The 20,274-nt window shown below is 57.0% G+C and carries 17 protein-coding genes and 1 pseudogene; 11 read left to right on the top strand and 7 right to left on the bottom strand.

The genetic code is table 11. The features are described 5' to 3' along the window. Positions 1–60 precede the first annotated feature (60 nt). Both katE and IB226_RS06615 read left to right on the top strand, forming a co-directional pair. Entirely contained in the window at positions 61–2,325 is a 2,265-nt protein-coding gene (gene katE / locus IB226_RS06620) for a catalase HPII (protein WP_192234198.1), read from the top strand. Positions 2,326–2,595: 270 nt separating this feature from the next. Continuing rightward, positions 2,596–4,155, top strand: a complete 1,560-nt coding sequence (locus IB226_RS06615) for a sensor domain-containing diguanylate cyclase (protein ID WP_192234196.1) — start codon at positions 2,596–2,598, stop codon at positions 4,153–4,155. Between the two features lie 5 nt (positions 4,156–4,160). On the opposite strand, the gene IB226_RS06610 is transcribed toward IB226_RS06615, so the two are convergent. Further along, complete coding sequence (locus IB226_RS06610) at positions 4,161–4,412, bottom strand: hypothetical protein (RefSeq protein ID WP_101760749.1); 252 nt, start codon at positions 4,410–4,412, stop codon at positions 4,161–4,163. 370 nt (positions 4,413–4,782) lie between these two features. Here IB226_RS06610 and IB226_RS06600 point away from each other — a divergent pair. Then, positions 4,783–5,918, top strand: a pseudogene (locus tag IB226_RS06600) (IS3 family transposase). 55 nt (positions 5,919–5,973) lie between these two features. Here the strand turns inward: IB226_RS06600 and gap are convergent. The 3 genes from gap to IB226_RS06585 all read right to left on the bottom strand — a co-directional run bounded on the left by gap (position 5,974) and on the right by IB226_RS06585 (position 9,409). Beyond that, positions 5,974–6,984, bottom strand: a complete 1,011-nt coding sequence (gene gap, locus IB226_RS06595) for a type I glyceraldehyde-3-phosphate dehydrogenase (RefSeq protein ID WP_101764088.1) — start codon at positions 6,982–6,984, stop codon at positions 5,974–5,976. Between the two features lie 78 nt (positions 6,985–7,062). Next, on the bottom strand, positions 7,063–8,043 hold the full coding sequence (locus tag IB226_RS06590) for a GlxA family transcriptional regulator (RefSeq protein ID WP_192234192.1): 981 nt from the start codon (positions 8,041–8,043) through the stop codon (positions 7,063–7,065). A gap of 130 nt (positions 8,044–8,173) precedes the next feature. Then, positions 8,174–9,409 carry an acyl-CoA dehydrogenase family protein gene (locus IB226_RS06585; protein ID WP_192234190.1) on the bottom strand — a complete coding sequence of 412 codons (1,236 nt, stop codon included), beginning with the start codon at positions 9,407–9,409 and terminating at the stop codon, positions 8,174–8,176. Positions 9,410–9,708: 299 nt separating this feature from the next. On the opposite strand from IB226_RS06585, the gene IB226_RS06580 reads away from it, so the two are divergent. The 6 genes from IB226_RS06580 (at position 9,709) to IB226_RS06555 (ending at position 16,813) form a co-directional block, all read left to right on the top strand. Then, the gene (locus IB226_RS06580; RefSeq protein ID WP_192234188.1) at positions 9,709–11,319 is read left to right on the top strand and encodes an ABC transporter substrate-binding protein; all 1,611 of its coding nucleotides are present in this window, start codon (positions 9,709–9,711) and stop codon (positions 11,317–11,319) included. Further along, positions 11,316–12,338, top strand: coding sequence for an ABC transporter permease (locus IB226_RS06575; RefSeq protein WP_192234186.1), 1,023 nt, complete (start codon positions 11,316–11,318; stop codon positions 12,336–12,338). The genes IB226_RS06580 and IB226_RS06575 overlap by 4 nt, the downstream gene beginning before the upstream one ends. After that, positions 12,335–13,192 carry an ABC transporter permease gene (locus IB226_RS06570; protein WP_192234184.1) on the top strand — a complete coding sequence of 286 codons (858 nt, stop codon included), beginning with the start codon at positions 12,335–12,337 and terminating at the stop codon, positions 13,190–13,192. The genes IB226_RS06575 and IB226_RS06570 overlap by 4 nt, the downstream gene beginning before the upstream one ends. After that, positions 13,192–14,814 carry an ABC transporter ATP-binding protein gene (locus IB226_RS06565; protein WP_192234182.1) on the top strand — a complete coding sequence of 541 codons (1,623 nt, stop codon included), beginning with the start codon at positions 13,192–13,194 and terminating at the stop codon, positions 14,812–14,814. Before IB226_RS06570 ends, IB226_RS06565 begins: the two co-directional genes overlap by 1 nt. Before the next feature lie 19 nt (positions 14,815–14,833). Continuing rightward, positions 14,834–16,213: an NtaA/DmoA family FMN-dependent monooxygenase gene (locus IB226_RS06560; protein WP_192234180.1), complete on the top strand. Its 1,380-nt coding sequence runs from the start codon at positions 14,834–14,836 to the stop codon at positions 16,211–16,213. A gap of 321 nt (positions 16,214–16,534) precedes the next feature. After that, a complete protein-coding gene (locus tag IB226_RS06555; RefSeq protein WP_101764090.1) occupies positions 16,535–16,813 on the top strand; it encodes a hypothetical protein in 279 nt (92 codons plus the stop codon). A 44-nt stretch (positions 16,814–16,857) separates the two neighbouring features. On the opposite strand, the gene IB226_RS06550 is transcribed toward IB226_RS06555, so the two are convergent. Further along, positions 16,858–17,067, bottom strand: a complete 210-nt coding sequence (locus IB226_RS06550; RefSeq protein WP_007892931.1) for a CsbD family protein — start codon at positions 17,065–17,067, stop codon at positions 16,858–16,860. A 307-nt stretch (positions 17,068–17,374) separates the two neighbouring features. On the opposite strand from IB226_RS06550, the gene IB226_RS06545 reads away from it, so the two are divergent. Beyond that, positions 17,375–17,992, top strand: coding sequence for a TetR/AcrR family transcriptional regulator (locus tag IB226_RS06545; RefSeq protein WP_192234178.1), 618 nt, complete (start codon positions 17,375–17,377; stop codon positions 17,990–17,992). A 61-nt stretch (positions 17,993–18,053) separates the two neighbouring features. Further along, complete coding sequence (locus IB226_RS06540; protein WP_101764092.1) at positions 18,054–18,257, top strand: hypothetical protein; 204 nt, start codon at positions 18,054–18,056, stop codon at positions 18,255–18,257. A gap of 74 nt (positions 18,258–18,331) precedes the next feature. Here IB226_RS06540 and IB226_RS06535 read toward each other — a convergent pair whose 3' ends face one another. Both IB226_RS06535 and IB226_RS06530 read right to left on the bottom strand, forming a co-directional pair. Then, positions 18,332–19,645 carry an MFS transporter gene (locus IB226_RS06535; protein ID WP_101764093.1) on the bottom strand — a complete coding sequence of 438 codons (1,314 nt, stop codon included), beginning with the start codon at positions 19,643–19,645 and terminating at the stop codon, positions 18,332–18,334. Continuing rightward, a complete protein-coding gene (locus tag IB226_RS06530; protein ID WP_101764094.1) occupies positions 19,638–20,273 on the bottom strand; it encodes a DUF4286 family protein in 636 nt (211 codons plus the stop codon). The genes IB226_RS06535 and IB226_RS06530 overlap by 8 nt, the downstream gene beginning before the upstream one ends. Between the last annotated feature and the right edge of the window lies 1 nt (position 20,274).

The raw sequence follows: 20,274 nt of genomic DNA, 5'->3' as shown, positions 1-20,274 counted from the left end.
GAAATATAAACGTTTTTATGCTCTACAGTTAATAGGGTCTTAACTGGAGGAGCATGTCACATGTCGAAAGATAAAAAAGAACAGAATTTAACCCATACCGCGCCGCATAAAGGGCCAGAAACCTCTGAGCCAGGATTAGGTGATTTAGCACCGCAAGGCGGTGGACATAAACCTGCCGCTGAACCGACGCCGCCGGGCAAGCAGCCTACCGCGCCCGGCAGCCTGAAAGCGCCCGCCACGCAAAACAGCAAACTTGAGCAGCTCGATGAGTACCGCAAAAATGGCGAAAACGCCGACCTGACCACTAATCAGGGCACCCGCATCGCCAACGATCAGAACTCGCTGCGTGCCGGTTCGCGCGGGCCCACGTTGCTTGAAGACTTCATCATGCGTGAAAAAATCACGCATTTTGACCACGAACGCATTCCTGAGCGTATCGTTCATGCGCGCGGTTCGGCGGCGCACGGCTATTTCCAGCCCTACCGCTCGCTGGAAAAACTGACCAAAGCAGGTTTCCTCAGCGATGCTGAAAAAATCACACCCGTCTTCGTGCGTTTCTCCACCGTGCAGGGTGGCGCAGGATCGGCTGACACCGTGCGCGATATTCGTGGATTCGCCACCAAGTTCTATACCGATGAGGGCGTTTTTGATTTAGTCGGCAACAACACGCCAGTGTTTTTCATTCAGGATGCGCACAAATTCCCGGACTTCGTGCATGCGGTGAAACCCGAGCCGCACAACGAAATCCCGCAGGGGCAGAGCGCGCACGACACCTTCTGGGATTATGTGTCGCTGCAACCTGAAACGCTGCATAACGTCATCTGGGCGATGTCGGATCGCGGTATTCCGCGCAGCTACCGCACCATGGAAGGCTTTGGCATCCATACTTTCCGCCTGATTAACGCTGAGGGTAAAGCCACCTTTGTGCGTTTCCACTGGAAACCGGTGGCGGGCAAAGCCTCGCTGCTGTGGGATGAAGCACAGAAGCTGACCGGCCGCGATCCCGATTTCCATCGTCGCGATCTGTGGGAAGCGATTGAAGCCGGGGACTTCCCGGAATATGAGCTCGGCCTGCAGCTGATCCCGGAAGAGGACGAGTTCAAATTCGATTTCGACATTCTCGATGCCACCAAACTGATCCCTGAAGAGCTGGTGCCGGTCGAACTGGTCGGCAAAATGGTGCTCAACCGTAATCCGGACAACTTCTTTGCCGAGACCGAACAGGTGGCGTTCCATCCGGGCCACATTGTGCCGGGGCTGGACTTCACCAACGATCCGCTGTTGCAGGGCCGTTTGTTCTCCTACACCGATACGCAAATCAGCCGTTTGGGTGGGCCGAACTTCCATGAGATCCCGATCAACCGTCCTGTTTGCCCGTACCACAATTTCCAGCGTCAGGGCATGCATCGCACGGAAATCGATACCAATCCGGCCAACTACGAACCGAACTCCATCAACAACAACTGGCCACGTGAAGTGCCGCCAGCGGCAAAAGAGGGCGGATTCGAGAGCTATCAGGAGCGGGTGGAAGGCAGCAAGGTGCGCGAGCGTAGCCCATCGTTTGGCGAATATTACTCGCAGCCACGGCTGTTTTGGCTGAGCCAGACCGCGGAAGAGCAGCAGCATATCATCGGCGCTTATTCGTTTGAGCTCAGCAAGGTAGCGCGTCCTTACATCCGCGAACGCGTGGTCGATCATCTGCTGCAGATTGACGTCACGCTGGCGCAGGCTGTGGCCACCAATCTGGGGCTGAAGCTGAGTGATGAGCAGCTCAACACCGTTCCGCCGAAAGATGTCAACGGCGTGAAAAAAGATGACAGCCTGAGTCTGTATGCGCAACCGAGCGGCGACATTAAAGGCCGTCAGGTGGCGTTACTGCTGAGCGACGGTGTGAAAGCCGCCGACGTGCTGGCGATTCTGCAGGCGCTGAAAGCGCAGGGCGTGCATGCCAAAATTCTGGCAGCGCACATGGGACAAGTGCTGGCGGATGATGGCTCGGTGCTGCCGGTTGATGCCACCTTTACCGGTCTTCCTTCGCTGACCTTTGATGCGGTGATTGTGCCGGATGGCAATATCGATGCGTTGCTGCTGAGCGGTGATGCGCGCTACTTCCTGCTGGAAGCCTACAAGCATCTCAAAGCCATCGGTCTGAGCGGTGATGCACGCCGGTTTAAGGCGCAGTTCAACGTGCAGGACAATGAGGTCGAAGAAGGGCTGGTGGAAGATGTGAAAGCCGAGGGCACCTTTATGGCGGACTTCCTTTCTGTCATGGCATCCCATCGCGTCTGGTCGCGCAGCAAAAAAGCGCTGACCGTCGCAGCCTAATGCGCGGGGCGGAGTTGATTGCTCCGCCCCGTTTTCCCTGCATCTTAGGCAAAAAAAAGCCCGCTCGTAGCGGGCTGGTCGAGATGGATACCGAAGTGATCGTGTAAACGCGTACTGTGTGTTGCTGCCACTCAATGTGGTGGAACCAGACTACAGTAATATTTCGCAACTGGTCATAGGAGTTATCGATGGACCGAAAAATAACCGTATTCGTCCACTGATGCGTGGTTTACCTGCTTAACTCTGTTGGTGGGGAAGACAGAGGACAACATGCAGTTTAAAAGAAAAATGGATAAGCCGGTTTCTTCTGACGGCGGTTTACTGAAAAGCATTGTGCTCTCTGGACTGCTGCTGTTGATCACCGTAGCCAGTATGAGTATCTGGACCTTGCGTGAAGACTGGCTGGCGACCGTGCGTCAGACCCAGGAATCCGCGATGAATCTGGCGTTATCACAATCGCGTCAGGCGGAAGACACCTTCCTGCAGACCGAGCTGTCGCTGCGTCAGGTACAGCGTGATCTGCAGCTACAGCTGGCAACGCGCATTCAGGGCGCTGACCTGAGTAATACCATGCGCGAATTACAGCGCCGCTTACCGCAGTTACACGGCTTGTTCTACTACGATCAAGATGGCAAGTGGATCGCCACCTCCGCCCAACGCGCACCCAACAATATCAATAATTCCGATCGTGAATACTTCACTTTTCAGCGCCATAACCGGCGCAACAGCGTGCATATCGGCCCGGTGATCAACAGCCGCAGCACCGGTGATTTGGTCATCCCCGTTTCCCTGCGCGTCAGTGATGCCAGCGGTGGCTTTAAGGGCGTGCTGCTGGCCACCATCAAGGTCGATTTTTTCCGTCGCTTCTACAGCTATTACGAGCTCGGTGCGCGCGATGTACTGGTGTTGATGCTGGCTGACAGCACGGTGCTGTATGCGCGTCCGATGCCTGACAGTTACATCGGCAAAAATCTCTCAGCCAGCCCGCTGTTTCAGGAGATGCTGGCGAAAATGGATCGCGGCAGCGGGCAGTGGAAATCGGTGCTGGATGGCCAGGCGCGGATCTTTGGTTTTGCGCGTTCCGATCGCTATCCGATTATCGTCGCCGCCGGTTACAACAGTGACGATCTGTTCCATGTGTGGGTTAACCGTCGGGCGCAGGATATTCTGCTCAGCATTATCCTGCTGCTGACCATCTTGCTGCTCGGTATTTTCCAGCTGCGTCAGGCGCGTAGCGTGTTGCGCTATCAGCAGGAATTGACTCAGCTGCGCGACGAACTGCACAGCGCCAACCTCGCCCTGAATCAACTCGCGCACGTTGATGGTTTAACCGGTCTGGCGAATCGAAGGGAGTTTGATCGTTTCCTGCATCAAGCGCTGGCCCACGCCGCCGCCAGCGGTAAACCGCTCACGCTGATCATGATGGATATCGATTTCTTCAAGCATTACAACGACACTTACGGCCATATTGCCGGGGATAAGTGCCTGAAAGCGATCGGTGAAGTATTAGCTGCCGTGGTTGCGCGGCGCTCCGATATCGCCGCGCGCTATGGCGGCGAGGAGTTTGCGCTGATCCTGCCTGATACCCCATTCGATGAGGGCATGACGATTGCGCATCGGGTGGTTGAGGCGGTGCGTATCAGGCAGCTTGCGCATATTTCTTCGCCCATAGGGCAGGTGACGATCAGTGCCGGCTGCGCCACCACTGCGACGTCTGCCACCCTCAGTGCGGTAAAACTGCTGGAGTACGCCGATCACGCCTTGTACCGGGCAAAGCGTGAAGGGCGTGATGATGTGAAAGGGATTAATATAGATGAATCGCAAGCGTAATTGGCTTATTCCACGGCGGGCAGCTGGTATTTGATATATTGACGCAGCGCCTCGTGCATCTGGCTATTCCTTTCGTCCTCTAAGCCGCGCTCTTCATATTCTTTCGCCAGTTGAATAATCACCTCATCATATTTCCCTTTGAAGGTGATGTTATTTACCGCCACCTGCTTAATCATTAACTCGCGCAAGGCAGCGACTTCAATCTGCAGCTGGTTTACCGTTGCTTCCAGCTCGTTTACGCGTTCTTCATTCGACATAGGTTCTCCGGATGTTATTAAGCTGTGACCGTATCAGGGGCTGAATATCGCATTCGCATGCGTGTAATTCAAGCGTGAAGCGCTTACTTCGCTACCGGCAGATCCGCTCAGGGCTTGAGTCTGTGACGCGCTGCGAAAATAAAAAGCCAGACCTGTTTCCTGTTGAGAAACATATTATATGCTGTTCTCAGCAGGAAACGCGGAGGCGTGACGTGATTAAAAGCTGGAAGCATAAGGGATTACAAAGTTGTTTGAGGAAGATGATAGCAGCGGCGTCCAGGCGCAGGACGCGGAACGCATTCGGCTTCGCCTGGAGTGACCCCGGGACCATAGACAAATCTGCCCTATATTTTGAGCATAGGAGGAGTCTATGGGCACACCACGATTTACCCCTGAGTTTAAAGAAGAAGCTGTCCGCCAGATCACCGAGCGGGGCTATTCCATCGCCGACGTTTCTGAACGCCTGGGCGTCTCGCAGCACAGCCTTTATAAATGGGTCCGCTCCATAAAACCTGATGACACCGGGGACCAGGCGCAGGATCTGCTGGATGCCCGGACGGAGATCCTCCGGTTGAAAGCGCAGCTCAAGCGAACTGAGGAGGAGCGGGATATCCTGAAAAAGGCGGTGCGGTACTTTGCAAGGGAGCCCGACTAAAGTACCGCTTCATTAACGATCACCGTCAGGTCTGGTCGGTCGCACTGATGTGTCGGGTTCTGAAGGTTGCCCGTTCCGGTTTTTACGTCTGGCTCCACTGCCCGTTATCAGCTGGAGAGCAGGATAATCAGCGGCTGCTGACGCTTATCCGCGACTCTTATACCCTGAGTGGCGGCGTCTATGAGTACCGGCGTGTCCACAGTGACCTGCGAGAAATCGGAGAGGTATGCAGTAAAAACAGGGTAGCGAAAATGATGCGGCAGAACAGAATCAAGGCCGTATATGGCTGTAAAATCCCGCGAGGAGCACGGGGACGTCCGTCAGTCATTGCTCCTCACCGGGTATAGCGGGAGTTCACAGTCGTTAAACCGAACCAGGTCTGTGTAACGGATATTACCTACATACGGACCTGGCAGGGCTGGCTGTATCTGGCCGTGGTGATAGACCTGTTTGCCCGCAATGTGGTGGGCTGGTCAATGAAACCCTCACTGTCGCGCGAACTGGCGCTGGATGCTCTCCTGATGGCCGTCTGGCGACGAAGGCCTGAGGAAACCGTTATCGTACACAGCGACCAGGGCAGCCAGTATGGCAGCGATGACTGGCGACGGTTCTGCCAGGCTAATAACCTGTCACCCAGCATGAGCCGGCGCGGCAACTGCTGGGATAATGCAGTGGCAGAATCCTTCTTCAGTTCGCTAAAAAAAGAGCGCATCAGAAAGCGGATCTATAAAACCCGGGACATGGCCCGGGCTGATATCTTTGATTATATCGAAGTGTTCTACAACCGGACCCGACGCCACAGCCACCTGGGAGGTGTCAGTCCAGAGGCCTTCGAAAAAGCCTCGTCGTGAGGACAGTGAATGTCTACGGGAACGGGGTCACTCCATTAACGGCGACCGTTATACCTTACAATCCGCGTTTTGCCATCAACCGCGCTAAATCCACCAGACGATTGGAGAAGCCCCACTCGTTATCGTACCAGGCAAGAATCTTCACCAGATTGCCGCCAATCACCAGCGTAGAGAGACCATCAATAATCGATGAACGAGCATCGCCCTGATAATCGCTTGATACCAGCGGCTCGTCGCTGTATCCAAGAATCCCCTGCAGCGGACCTTCCGCCGCCGCGGCTTTAAACGCGTCATTCACCTCTTCTGCGGTCACGTCGCGTTTCAGCGTCACGGTCAAATCCACAATCGACACCACCGGCACCGGCACGCGCAGGGAATAGCCGGTTAATCGACCCTCCAGCTCCGGAATCACCCGACCGAGCGCCTTCGCCGCCCCGCTTGAGTAAGGCACAATCGACAACGCCGCCGCCCGCGCACCGCGCAGATCTTTCTCCGGCTGATCGTGCAGCACCTGGCTGTTGGTATAAGCATGCGTGGTGTTCATTAAACCGTGCTCGATACCAAACGCCTGGTGCAGCACTGCCGCCGCTGGCGCTAAGCCGTTGGTGGTGCAGCTGCCGTTACTCACCACAAAGTGCTGCTGCGGATCGTAACGTTGATCGTTCACGCCCAGCACAATTGTCAGGTCATCGTTCTTGCCCGGCGCGGAGATAATCACGCGTTTCGCGCCACCGCTGGTGATGTGCACTGCGGCTTTGTCGCGTTCGGTGAAGAAGCCGGTGGCTTCAATCACGATATCCACGCCGACATCGCGCCAGCGAATATTCGCCGGATCGCGCTCGCTAAACACGCGCACCGCTTTGCCATCAATGCGTAATTCGCCTTCACCGGCTTCCACTTCCGCCGGTAGCCTGCCGAGCAGGGAGTCGTGTTTCAACAGATGCGCGAGGGTTTTACTGTCGGTGAGGTCGTTAATGGCGACGATTTCAATATCATCGCTGCCCAGCGCTGCACGAAAAACGTTACGTCCGATACGGCCAAAGCCGTTAATGCCGATCTTAGTCATGATTGACTCCTTTTCCGAAGATGCTGGAGTCACTCTAAGCCGATGGTGTGATGGCGTAAACGCCAAAATAGGATCACTTTACGCCAATTTCCGACAGTGGAAGCGCTGGCGATATTCGCCCGGCATGAGATGCAGCTGACGCTCAAAGCTGCGGCGTAAATTGATGCTGCTGCCAAAACCGGTCTGTTGCGCGATGCGATCCAGCGTGTCGTTGCTTTGTTCCAGTTGTTCACGCGCGGCGGCGAGGCGCGCTTCGGCCACATAGCGCGCGGGCGGCGCGCCGGTTTCACGGGTGAACACGCGGGTAAAGTTGCGCGGGCTCATGGCGACGCGCTCCGCCAGTTTCTCGACTGAGAGATCTTCGGCGAGGTTGGCGCGGATCCAGCGCTGCAGTTCACCGATCGGGCCAATGCCGCTCGGCGTTTGCAGATGAAAACGGCTGAACTGCATCTGTCCGCCGGGACGGCGCAGATACATCACCATATCCTGCGCAATATCACGCGCCACGCTAAAGCCGAAATCCTCTTCCACCAGCGCTAATGTCAGGTCAAAGCCCGAGCTGACGCCGCCGGAGGTCCAGATCGGTCCGTCCTGAATAAACAGCGGACCGCCTTCCACCTGAATCTCTGGATAGCGCGATTGCAAGGTATCGAGCAAGCGCCAGTGTGTGGTGGCGCGGCGACCTGCCAGCAAGCCGGATTCCGCCAGCAGCATCGCGCCGCCACATACCGACACCACGCGGCGCGCCTGCGGAGCCGCCAGCTTGATGAAATCGACCACCATATTGCCTTCTTCCGCGCTGTCGCCGCGCCCGGTGATCATGATGGTGTCCCACGCAGTGCGCGGATCGAGATCGGCCAGTTTGAGGTCGGCTAATAGATTGAGGCCGGATTGGCCGTGGATCACCTGATGCGATTGGGTGGTGGCGAGGCTGACGCGATAGCGCTGCTGATCGACGCCAGCCGGCAGATGCTGATTGGCGCGCATCAGGATATCGGCGATACCTGCCGCTTCAAACAGCATGCCGCCGTCGGGCACAATAATCAGAAAGGTTTTCATGGCGTGAAATAGATATTTTGACGGAATAAGCCAGAGTGTCTCATGGCGGCAATATTATGCACAATCCGTAGCGGCGCAATTTATTGCGCAATAAATTGCGCCGCTTCGTGAGGGTGCAATCATCCATCGATTAAACGGATGATTTATCCGCTATACCGATGCGCCACTGCTCGGGTGGCAACGTGCCGTTCACCGCGAAATCACCGACGATGCGATCCTTGTAAATGCGTGGATTGTGCGAGGAAAGGGTGCGCACGTTGCGCCAGAAGCGGTCCAGCCCCAGCGGTTTCAGCGTGGCTGACGCGCCCAGCGCATCAAACAGCGTCGAGCTGGCATTGAGCAGCAGATCGCTCACCACATTCAGCGACTGCGATACTTCCAGCTCGGCGATCGCCACCGCATGGTTCTCCACCTCCTGATCGCCACTAAAGTGGGCGTCATACGCTCGCTGCACCGCGCTGGCGGCGTGCAGCACAATCGCGCCGCTGCTGTAGGCTGCGCCGCGCAGGCGTCCAACCACTTGCAAAATCTGCGCATCCTGCGCGGCACGCGGCGCATTGCCGTTGCTGTAAGTGCGGGTGCGCGATGCCACCTGCTGCGCCACTTCACCGCTCTGCGCGCGGCCAATGCCAGCCAGCGTCGCCAGATGAATCAGCTGATAAAACGCCGGTGAATACCTGAAATGAATCTCTTCGTTGATGTCATCGGCGGCGATCGCCACGTTGGCAAAAATCGCCGTGCCGCTGGCGGTCAGGGTTTGGCCAAAGCCGTTCCAGTCGTCGAGCACCGTCACGCCCTCGGCGGTGCGGGAAACCGTCACCGATACGCCTTTGCCGTTTTCATCGGTGATGCCGATATCAATCCAGTCAGAATAGAGCGAGCCGGTGGTGTAAAACTTGCGGCCATTGAGCCGCCAGGATTCGCCGCTGCGTGCAATGCGCGTGGAGAATTCAGACTGGCGCGCATCGCCGGTTTCGCTCCACGCCGGCCCAACGATTTCACCGCGTCCGAGGCGCGTTAGCCACTTATCCCGAAACGGGCTGCTGCCGCTGTTCAGCACGTTCTCCACAAAGCCGAGATGACCGCGAATCGATTGCACCAGATTAGAATCCGCCTCGCCGAGCTCAATCAGCAGCGCGAACAGCTCAGGTAGCGTCGCGCCGAGTCCGCCATAGCTCTCCGGCACGCGCAGTGCGGTAAAGCCGCTCTGTTTCAGCCACGCAATTTGCTCCAGCGGCAGTTGACGCTGCAGCTCTCGCTCAATCGCGCCCGCGCGTATGTTCCTGAACACAGGACGGAAACGCTCCGCCAGCTGTTCATAACGGGATGACGGGCCAGCTCCCCAACCTGATTCGATGTGCGACATGACGCTTCTCTCCAGCATAGAAATTTTCATTACTATGTCATCGCCATCGGGCGCGATTTAATGCTTTTTCTGCGCAAGCTATTTCGCCAAATAACTAAACTCAGCTTATTTCACTATATGGAACAGATGATTCATTTCTGCATATTGACTGCCACTATTGTTATTTGCCGCGCTTTATATCTGTGTTCTATTCAAATGCGACTCCGAAAATTACCCATTAATTTCCAGAAAATATAATTTCAAGCGGAATAGATCCACGCGAAATCTGTTATTAGCGTTTGACCGGGAAATAGTGAGAAATGAAATATCAGGTTCTTCAGCGCTTATTCATACCGATATGGGCGACGATAAGTGGTGCGTTGCCCTTTAGCGTCAGCGCGCAGACCGTGCCGCCCCATTATAGTGACGGCACGCTGTTTTATCTGCACGAGCAGGAGCCGCCATGCTTGTGGGGCGGCTGGGTGCAGCAAGCTTATTTATCGCGTCAGGTTTTTGATTATCTGGTGAGTTATGACAACGGAAAAATTCGTCCGTGGCTGGCTGCCAGCTGGAGTGAATCCGCCGATCGTAAAACCATTACTTTTCATCTACGCCACGACGTTAAATTTACCGATGGCGATCTGTTTAATGCCGATGCGGTTATTGCGAATTATCCGGCGTGGCAAAAAGGCATAGGCTGGCACGGTTTTACTTATATGACCGGATTTACCAAGGTCGATGATTATACCGTGGCGCTACATTTATCTGAGCCGAATCCTGAAATCTATAACGTGCTGGCAAATGGTCATTATGGATTTCAATCACCCGATTCACTGGCGCATAACAGCAGCGAGCAGAAGTGCTTACGACCGGTCGGCACCGGACCGTGGAAAGTGGCGCGCTGGGTGCGCGGCGATGGCATCAGTTTTGTGCGCAATGACGACTATCGCTGGGCACCGCCAAACGCGCACCACAACGGCCCGGCATATCTCAAGCATCTGGAGTGGAAGTTCGTGCCGGATGCCACCACGCGCTGGGGCGCACTGGTGAGCGGCGGCGCGGATGTCATTTATCAGCCGCCATCCGCGCAGTGGCAGGCGCTGCAGCATCATTATCAAACGCTCTCCTACGTCGCCACCGGAAGGCCGCAGGCGTTCTCCTTTAATGTGCAGCGCGGTCCGTTTACCGATCAGCGGGTGCGCCAGGCGTTTGCTTACGCGCTGGACCGCAAGCAGATCGTCAAAACCGTGTTCAAAGGTGCGGTACCGTATGAGGGCAACGGCTCGCTGAGTAAAAGCACGCCGCTCTATCTCAATGTCGACGATCGCTATTCACTCAATATCGCCAAAGCCAATCAGCTGCTGGACGCTGCCGGCTGGACCGGGCGCGATGCCGCCGGCTATCGCACCAAAGACGGCAAAACGCTGGATGCGCGCTTGCCGTTTATTCAGGCGATTATCGACCAGGAGGGCGCGCTGATGCTGCAGGCGGTGCAGGATCAGGTCAAACGCGTTGGCATCAAGCTGGATCTGATCCCGCTAACGCAAACCGAAGGCTTTGCCGGCGCACGTTCGCGTCCGGCAGATAAAGAAATCAGCTTTGGTTACTGGGTTTGGCCGTCGCCCAACATCCTCGACATCGTCTACAACCATGCGCTTAACGGCGCGTTCAACGGCAACAACACCAGCTTTTTCAATAATCCCGAAGTGGAAGCGCAAATCCTTGATGCGCAGCGTGAGCCGAATGCGCAACGGCGCCAGCAAAAGTTCGACCTGCTGCAAAAGTGGTTTGACGATCAGGCGATTGCCATCGGCGGCTACAACTTCACCTACAACGTTGCCATTGCCAACAACATTCGCGGGCTTTGGCAGGATCAGGGCAACGGATTGCTGAACTTTAACGATGCTTACTTCGTGCAGGAGCAGCCATGAGTGAATTAACGTCATCGTCGCCGCAAAACAGCACCGCCGATGTGGCCAGCGTTGCCGCGCCACGCAGCCGTACGGCGTCGCTGCTGCGGCGGATTTCACTGCGCATCGCCTCCGCGCTGTTCGTGCTGTGGGGCACCATCACCGTGACGTTTTTGGTGCTGTCGGTGCTGCCGGGCGATCGCGCCACCATCCTGCTGAATATCACTTCCGGGCAGGTGATTGAACGCACGCTGGCGGAGCTGGCACCGATCAATGCGCAATACGGTTTCGATAAGCCGATTGTCGAGCAGTATCTGCACTATTTCTGGCGGCTGCTGCACGCCGATTTTGGTTTCTCCTTCGAGTTGCAGCGGCCGGTGGTGCACATCATCGCCGAGCAGCTGCTGCCGACCTTTACCCTGGCGATTGCCGCGCTGCTGCTGGCGTGGATCATCGCCATTCCATGGACGCTGCTCACCGCCGGACGCCATCGTCGGCTGGCGGCATTCGGTTCGGCAGTGGAAACCATCATGGCCGGATTGCCGCAGTACTGGATTGGCATTCTGCTGCTGATTGTTTTCGCCATCGGTCTGCGCTGGTTCCCAGTGGTCGGCGGCACCAGACTGCTCGGCACCGTGCTGCCCGCCATCACGCTGGCGATTCCGCTGGCGGGCTTTATTGGTCACGCCATTCGCGGCGAATTTGAACGCAGCATGCAGCAGCCGTTTGTGCTGTCGGCGCGGGCGCGCGGCATGAGTCTGGCGGGCGTGCGGCTGCGCCATGTATTACGCCACGCCCTGATTCCGGCCATCACGCTCAGCGGCTGGGCAATTGGCAATTTGCTCTCTGGCGCGGTGCTGGTGGAAGCGGTGTTTGCCCGGCCGGGCCTCGGCAACGTGCTGGTCAATGCGGTGAGCAACAAGGATTTTGCGCTGGTCTCCGGCATCGTGATTCTCATCAGTTTCCTCTACATCGTCATTAACCTGGTGGTTGACCTGATTTACCTGATCGTCGATCCCCGCCTGCGAGGTCGCCCATGACAACTCATCTCACGGATTACGCCGGACCGCGCATTACGCGCTTCAGCTGGCAATTGCCGCTCTCAGTGCTGCTTTCCGCCATTGTCGCGCTGTTCTTTATTGTCGCGGCCATCGCGCCTGGCGTGCTGGCGACGCACGATCCCTTCAGCACCAATCTCTATCGCGCGCTGCAAGCGCCTTCGTGGGACAACTGGCTCGGCACCGATGACATCGGCCGCGATCTCTACAGCCGCATTATATGGGGCACGCGTCAGTCGCTGCTGATTGGCATCGGCGCGATGGTGATTGCGCTGTTGGGTGCGGTGGTGCTCGGCTTTAGCGCCGCGCTGGGACCGCGCTGGCTGGCGGAGCCGGTTAATCGTCTGCTGGAAATCCTGCTGGCGTTTCCCACCTTGCTGCTGGCGCTGCTGTTTGTCGCGCTTTTGGGTCCCTCCGCCAGCAGTTTGCTGATCTCGGTCGGCATTGGCACCGCGCCCGGCTATGCGCGATTGGTGCGTGCCCAGGCATTGCAGGTCAAACAATCCGGTTATGTCGAAGCGGCGCGTGCGCTCGGACATCCGTGGCCACGGCTGTTTACCCAACACATCGCGCCAAACGTGTTCCGGCCGCTGTTCTCGCTGGTGGCGTTAGGCATCGGGCAATCGGTGGTGTGGGCATCCGGTCTGTCGTTTCTTGGATTAGGCGTGGTGCCGCCGTCGCCGGAGTGGGGCGCGCTGCTTGAAGCCGGAAAAATTAACGTCACCGTCGCCTGGTGGCTGGAAGTCTTGCCGGGCATTGCCATTGTGCTGGTGGCGCTGTCGTTTACGCAGATTGGCCGCTACATCCAGCAGCGAGCGGAAGGAGAGACGCGCTAATGAGCAACAATGTGATTGATGTGCGCGGCCTGAATATCTGGGCCAGCAGCGAAAGCGGGCAACCGCGCCATATTGTGAAGAACGTCAGCTTCGCGCTGCAACGCGGGCAATGTCTGGCGCTGGTGGGTGAATCGGGGTCGGGGAAAAGCGTCACCGCCCGTTCGCTGGTGGGATTAGCCGGTGACGGATTACACGTACGGGCTGACACGCTGAGCCTGCACGGTGAGACGCTGCAGCAGCGGAGCGACAGTTGGTGGCGCAAGATGCGCGGCAGCAAAGTGGGTTTCATTTTGCAGGACGCGCTGGTGTCGCTGGATCCGCTGCGCCCGGTGGGCAAAGAGATCGCCGAAGCGCTGGCGCTGCATGGTTGGGGCAACGCCGCCAGCCGCCAGCAGAAAGTGCAGGCCTTGCTGGAAGAGGTTGGCGTGCCGCAGGCGGCTTATCGCGCCAGCCAGCGGCCGGGAGAGCTGTCGGGCGGTTTGCGCCAGCGCGCATTGATCGCCTCGGCGATTGCGCTGCATCCGGATGTGCTGATCGCCGATGAGCCCACCACCGCGCTGGATGTCACGGTACAGGCGCAGGTGCTGGAAGTGCTGCGCCAGATGCTGGATCGCGGCACCAGCGTGATTTTGATTAGCCACGATCTGGCGGTGGTGGCAAAAATCGCCGATCAAATTCTGGTGATGCAGGGCGGATCGATTGTGGAGGCGGGCTCGGCGCAGCAGGTGCTGCAACAGCCGCAGCATGCGTATACCCAAGGTTTGATAAACGCGATTCCCAGCGAACACACCAAAGGACAACGCCTTTCCGGCAGCGCGCCCAGCGTGCCAATCCCATCCGTATTGCCCTCGGATGAAGTGCTGCTGGAAGCGCGGCATATCATGAAGCGTTTTCGCGGGCACCGCGCCGTCGATGACGTTTCCTTTACCCTGAAGCGCGGCGAGACGCTGGGAATTGTCGGCGAGTCGGGTTCGGGCAAAACCACCTTGTCGCGCATCGCGCTGGCGCTGGAATCCCCGGACAGCGGCGAGGTGCTGTTTGCCGGTCAGCCGTGGAGCCATGCGTCCGCCGCCGATCAGCGCGCCATTCGTCGCCAGATTGCCGTGGTGTACCAGGATCCGCTCTCTTCGTTCGATCCGCGCTGGCGCGTGGCCGACATCCTGCTGGATGCGATTGCGCTCGATCGGCAGGCGCCGACGCAGACGCCGCGCGAGCGGGCTATTAGCCTGCTGCAAGCGGTTGGGCTCGGCGCGGAGCATCTCAACCAATGGCCGGCGCGCATGTCGGGCGGCCAGCGGCAGCGTGTGGCGATTGCCCGCGCGATTGCGACCCATCCCAAAGTGATTGTGCTCGACGAAGCGGTCTCGGCGCTGGACGTCACCATTCAGGCGCAGATTCTCGATCTGCTCAGCGATCTGCAGGCGCAGCTCGGCGTCAGCTATCTGTTTATCTCGCACGATCTTGGCGTGATCCATCACATGAGCGATCGCGTGCTGGTGATGCAGAACGGCCAGGCGGTCGAGCAGGGCGCCGCCGATGAGGTGTTCTACCGCCCGCGCCATCCTTACACCCAGACATTACTTGCCTCGCTGCCACGCCTGGCCGCGCTGGAAACCGCTTAACTTTGCTACTGGAGCGAACATGTCACGCGAACTGATTTATAACGGATTTTTGCATCTCACGCCGAATCATCACAGCCACGGTTACTGGCGCACGCCGGAAGGTCAGGTGCAGTACAACTACAACCAGCTTGATGCCTATGTGCAGACGGTGAAAACCCTGGAAAAAGGGCTGTTTGATACCTTGTTCATCGCCGATGTAGTGGGCGTGTATGACATCGAATATGGCGACGGCAAAACCACCATGCGCGCCGGCACCCAGTTCCCCGAGCCCGATCCGATCACCATTCTTTCGGCGCTGGGTTTAGCGACTGAAAATCTCGGTCTGGTGGTGACCAGCAACGTGATTCAGACTCATCCGTTCTCGTTTGCGCGCCAAATCTCCTCGCTGGATGAATTTACCCGCGGTCGCATCGGCTGGAATATCGTGACTTCGTATCTCTCCAACGGCTTCCGCAACTACGGTTATCAGGACATTGTGCCGCACGATGAGCGCTACGAATGGGCGCAGGAGTATCTCGATGTGGCATATAAGCTGTGGGAGCTGTCGTGGGAAGAGGGCGCAGTGCTGCACGATCCCGCGACTAACCGCTTTTTCGATGCCGACAAGATCCACAAAATCAACCACGTCGGTAAGCGCTATCGGGTGGAAGGGCCGCACATTGTTGAGCCGTCGCCGCAGCGCAGCCCGGTGTTCTTCCAGGCCGGCAATTCCGACGCCGGACGCCGCTTTGCCGCGCGCAACGCCGAAGTGACGTTCCTGCCATCGCAAACGCCAGACACCGCGCGCAAAGATATCGCTATCCTCAATCAGGATGTGGTCGATTACGGTCGCCAGCCGGAGGATTTGAAGAAGCTGGTGATGCTTTCCACCGTGATTGGATCGACCGAGGAAGAGGCGAAGCGTAAGCAGCAATATCTATTCGACAATATTGATATCAATGCATTGCAGGGCTTCTACAGCGGCGGTTCGGGCATCGATCTGGCGAATATCGATACCGATACGCCGCTGACCGAATTGAGCCGCCGCGAGGAGTTCAGCCAGCACATGCGCTCGAAATTCCGTATCGCGGTCGATGCCGATTATGGGCAAGGCCGCGTGCTGACCTGGCGCGAATACCTGATTCAACATGCGCTGCTACCGGGCCGTTTCGCCGGTACGCCAGAACAGATCGCCGACCGGGTGCAGCAGTTTGCTGATGCTGGCGTTGATGGTTTTAACGTGGTGCCGGTCACCACGCTCGGCTGGTGGGATGAGTGGGTTGAACACGTGGTGCCGGTGCTGCAAAAACGCGGCCTGGCGCAAACGGCGTACAAGCCAGGCACGCTGCGCGAGAAGATTTTCCGCAAGGAGAGCAAGCTGCCGGCGACGCATCCGCAACGGAAGTTGACGCTGAGTTAATGCGGTCGCGCAATAAATTGCGTCGCTACGGAATCAGTGCACGTATTGGTAGCGGCGCGATTTATCGCGCAATAAATATTAATGAATTCTCATAGACCCAATACTCTTCAGGCCATTATCTTCACAATTCCTTCCGCTAACACCGCGATCCCGGAGTGGCTGACAGGCCGCAAACTCGACGTTTAACGCATAGCCTGCAATGTCGAAGCATTTTCGATTGCATCGACATTTTTTTGTATTTGACGTTTTTTTCTCAGTGGGTATGCTCAGCCACGTCAGGATCCCCCGGCCAGGGTTGGTTGAGACGATTACAGAGAGCCCATGAAAAACAGTAATGACAAACAGTTATGCGACATCGCGATTGGTGATGCGGTGATGGAATTATTTAACCAGGATGCGCCGGTTTCGCGTACCACGCTGCTCGCGCAATTAGAGAAGATGATACATGCGGGTGTGACGGCGGAAGAGGTACGGATCGCCAGACTGGCTTTAGAGCTGGTGACGAACAGCAGCACAGCCGACAAGGTTGAGCAATCGGAAGAGAACGTGATGAGCTTTAGGGCGAAAAACGTTTCGGCGGATGACTCAACGCAGCACTGATCGCTGTATGCCGGACAAAGGTTGTCCGGCATAACGGCGCGGCGTTACCAGCGGTACTTATTCGAATCTTCCCACTCTTTAACTTCTTTCTCCGCACGGTCTTTTTCATAACCGTAGCGTTCCTGGATTTTGCCGACCAGCTGATCGCGTTTTCCTTCAACCACGGTCATGTCATCATCGGTCAGGTCGCCCCATTTTTCCTTCACTTTCCCTTTGAACTGCTTCCAGTTGCCGCTAATACGATCTTCGTTCATGTTGATCTCCCTATTTCGTGGTGACTGTGTGCTGCCCTTCGCTGGCCTGATGCCAGCGGGTGAATTAATCCTGGCACAGGATTTGCGCTTTGCTTGCCTGAGCTGTGAGCTGACTCATAAATTTGCGAATGTGTGAGCCAGCGTGGAGAAAAAAGCCGTTAATAGCAAAAAGTGATTCTCTAACTCTTTGCTATATAAGGCATTATGTTTGCCCGGCTATACAGACAATGCCGGGTTGCGATATAGTAACCGCCGGTAAGACATTTCCGTCAACTTTTGGAAACCCGCATTCCCTGATGCCATCCGTATGAGTAAAACGCAACCCGCCGACATGAAAAGCAGAGAACGTGGCCGCCCAAGAGAGTTCGATATCGAACAGGCTCTGGACAAAGCCATGATTGTTTTTCGTCAGAAAGGGTTTCATGCGGCTTCACTCAACGATCTGGGCGAAGCGATGGGGTTAACTGCGGGCAGCATCTACAAGGCTTTTAAAGATAAGCGCAGCTTGTTTCTGCTGGTGTTTGAACGCTATCTTTCGGTGCGCAATGCCGATCTGCGCCAGCGTCTGGCACAGTTCACCAGCGGCCGTGAGAAGCTCGGCGAGCTGCTGCAGTTTTACCTTGATTCCGCGCGGGCGGTGGAAGGTCGCACCGGCTGTTTAGTGGTGGGCAGCGCGGTAGAGCTGCAGGTGCTGGATGACGATCTTTCGCAACTGGTGAGTGAAGCGGTCATTCGTAATAAAAACTTCCTTGCCTCGCTGCTCAAACTGGGCCAGGAAGATGGCTCGGTCACGCCCAATCTGGATGTGGACACCGCTGCGGGATTGATCCTCTGCATCGCCTTTGGCATGCGCGTTGTGGGCAAGATCACCGATGTAAAAGATGAACCAGAAACCATCAAGTTAGTTATGAAGCTGCTGGACTAAAATTTGTCTAATTAGGAGTCGGATACTTCCTAAATAAGCGAAGCGTAAAGACGGAGGGCAAGTGAAAGACGAAGATTCAGATATTACGGAAGAGATTCGCGCATTGGTGGGCAGGGTAGTGACACGTATCCTGCGTCCTGATGAAGCGCTTACCGTTCAGGAACTCATAGGCGCGTTGTATCGCCTAAGTTTGCGCTCCACCGACAGCAAAACCAAAGTCGCCTGCGAGAAAGCCATTCGTATCCTGGCGAAAAAACTGCACTAATAGGGTCGCGCGTGCCGCGCCTTGTTGTTCTCCTCTGCTGAAGTCTGGCAATCCCTCGCCAAACACCTCTCTGATTAAAGCGGGCGATGCGCGGTCTCTTTCGCCTTCCACAGCGCAAACAGTGTGATCAGCAACGCCAGGCTGACATACAGCGATACCCACAGCGTGCTGCCCATCTCTTTATACAAGGTCGTGATGATCAGGGGCGCAAAGCCACCGCCAATGATTCCTGCCAGCGTGTAAGCCAGTGACGATCCGGCGTAGCGCACGTGGCTGGGGAACTGCTCGGTGACAAACGCCGCCTGCGGTCCGTACATCACCGCATGAATCAGCAAGCCGCCAATGACCGCCAGCACAATCAGCACCGGCTGTGAGCTATCCAGCAGCACAAAGAACACAAACGACCAGACCATCGCCAGCAGCGCACCGGCAATGTAGACCGGACGACGGCCGAGCTTGTCGGAGAGCGCACCAAACATCGGCACCGTAATCGCATTGCCAATTGCGCCGAGCATAGTGGCCATTAACGCCAGCGGACGCGGCAGTTGCAGCACGGTGGTGACGTAGGTGAGGGTAAACACCACCACCAACGCGTACAACACGTCGGAGCCGATACGTGAACCGCCAGCGATCAGTAGCTCACGCGGATAGCGAACAAACACCTCTTTCAGTGGCGTATGCGTGGTTTTCTCCGCCTGCTGCATCGCGACAAAGGTTGGCGTCTCTTCTACGCCGCGACGCAGCCATAAGCCAAACATCACCAGCAGCAGACTCAGCAGGAACGGAATGCGCCATCCCCACTCCTGAAACTGCTCGCCGCTCAACGCAACCGTAACCAGCGTGATAAATCCGGTGCCAATCAAGGTACCGCACGAGGGACCTACCTGCGCAAACGAGGCGTTACGGCCACGCTTGTTGGCATCGCCATGCTCCATCGACAGCAACACTGCACCGGCCCATTCGCCGCCTAATGCAATACCCTGAATAAAGCGTAAGGCCACCAACAGCACCGGACTCCAGATGCCCCACACCGCATAGCCAGGCAGCAGGCCCATTAGCGCGGTGGTGACGCCCATAATCACCAGGGTGGTGATCAATACTGCTTTACGCCCGGCGACATCGCCGAGATGACCAAAGATAAAGCCGCCCACCGGACGGGAAATGTAGCCGACTGCATAGGTGGAGAACGCCAGAATGGTACCGACCAGCGGATCAAAGCTGGGGAAAAAGACGTGGTTAAACACCAGCGCCGCCATGATGTTGTAGACCGTGAAGTCATACCACTCCAGCGCGGTACCGATGGAGCTGGCCGCCGCGAGGCGACCGGTTTTGCTGTGGCTGGCGCGCGCGCCTGACGCGTGCGGCAACGTTGAATCGGTATTAGCCATGAGCCATCTCCTGTTGGGTTAACTGCCAGCTGAGGGAGTAGAGCTGTACGTCCGCGTTGAGTGCCTGCGCGGCATCGGCGGCGAGGGTTTTACACACTTGGGCATCGCGGCAGGTCAGCAGCAGCATCGGATGCATTGGTCGCGTTGCGCTGGTTTCCCGTGGCAGCGGCGAGCTCAGCGTGGTGTCAGGCGTCAGCAAACGTGAGGCGATATAGCCGGGCGTTTGCTGCACGCTGCTTTGCCAGCTGCCTAGCGATGCAACATCTGTACCCGCTTTTAAGGTCAGCACCGCCAGATGGCTACCGGTGCCTTGTCCATGCTGATGCGATATGGCGCAGACGCGGCGCATCGGATTGACCATTTTGTTGAGGTTCTTCACCGACCATTCGGTCTGGCGCGTGAAGGCGGCGTGATAATCCGCGCTGGTAAAGGCTTCCAGCGATGCGGTTTCATACAGGCCGAGGTATTTGCGTTCGGCATCCACCGCCTGGTAACGCGTGCCGCTAAGAAAGCCGCTGATGGCCACGCGCTCTTCAACGTGTTCGTGGTCGTACCATTGGTTGAAATCCGCTTCATCTGCAGCATCGATATGGGTGGCGACAAACAGCATGCCGTGGGGTTGAGTCATG

The sequence above is a fragment of the Pantoea sp. PNT03 genome, from assembly GCF_014852515.1.
In the GTDB taxonomy this organism is placed as follows: domain Bacteria; phylum Pseudomonadota; class Gammaproteobacteria; order Enterobacterales; family Enterobacteriaceae; genus Pantoea; species Pantoea leporis.
The sequence above is the reverse complement of the archived record's forward strand: the minus strand, read 5'-3'. Positions and strand labels throughout refer to the sequence as shown.

Coding starts and splice junctions, on each gene's coding strand:
- IB226_RS06615 (WP_192234196.1), top strand. CDS start 2,596: ATGCAGTTTAAAAGAAAAATGGATAAGCCGGTTTCTTCTGACGGCGGT.
- IB226_RS06550 (WP_007892931.1), bottom strand. CDS start 17,067: ATGAACGAAGATCGTATTAGCGGCAACTGGAAGCAGTTCAAAGGGAAA.
- IB226_RS06560 (WP_192234180.1), top strand. CDS start 14,834: ATGTCACGCGAACTGATTTATAACGGATTTTTGCATCTCACGCCGAAT.
- IB226_RS06585 (WP_192234190.1), bottom strand. CDS start 9,409: ATGTCGCACATCGAATCAGGTTGGGGAGCTGGCCCGTCATCCCGTTAT.
- IB226_RS06575 (WP_192234186.1), top strand. CDS start 11,316: ATGAGTGAATTAACGTCATCGTCGCCGCAAAACAGCACCGCCGATGTG.
- gap (WP_101764088.1), bottom strand. CDS start 6,984: ATGACTAAGATCGGCATTAACGGCTTTGGCCGTATCGGACGTAACGTT.
- IB226_RS06530 (WP_101764094.1), bottom strand. CDS start 20,273: ATGACTCAACCCCACGGCATGCTGTTTGTCGCCACCCATATCGATGCT.
- IB226_RS06590 (WP_192234192.1), bottom strand. CDS start 8,043: ATGAAAACCTTTCTGATTATTGTGCCCGACGGCGGCATGCTGTTTGAA.
- IB226_RS06570 (WP_192234184.1), top strand. CDS start 12,335: ATGACAACTCATCTCACGGATTACGCCGGACCGCGCATTACGCGCTTC.
- katE (WP_192234198.1), top strand. CDS start 61: ATGTCGAAAGATAAAAAAGAACAGAATTTAACCCATACCGCGCCGCAT.
- IB226_RS06555 (WP_101764090.1), top strand. CDS start 16,535: ATGAAAAACAGTAATGACAAACAGTTATGCGACATCGCGATTGGTGAT.
- IB226_RS06565 (WP_192234182.1), top strand. CDS start 13,192: ATGAGCAACAATGTGATTGATGTGCGCGGCCTGAATATCTGGGCCAGC.
- IB226_RS06535 (WP_101764093.1), bottom strand. CDS start 19,645: ATGGCTAATACCGATTCAACGTTGCCGCACGCGTCAGGCGCGCGCGCC.
- IB226_RS06545 (WP_192234178.1), top strand. CDS start 17,375: ATGAGTAAAACGCAACCCGCCGACATGAAAAGCAGAGAACGTGGCCGC.
- IB226_RS06580 (WP_192234188.1), top strand. CDS start 9,709: ATGAAATATCAGGTTCTTCAGCGCTTATTCATACCGATATGGGCGACG.
- IB226_RS06610 (WP_101760749.1), bottom strand. CDS start 4,412: ATGTCGAATGAAGAACGCGTAAACGAGCTGGAAGCAACGGTAAACCAG.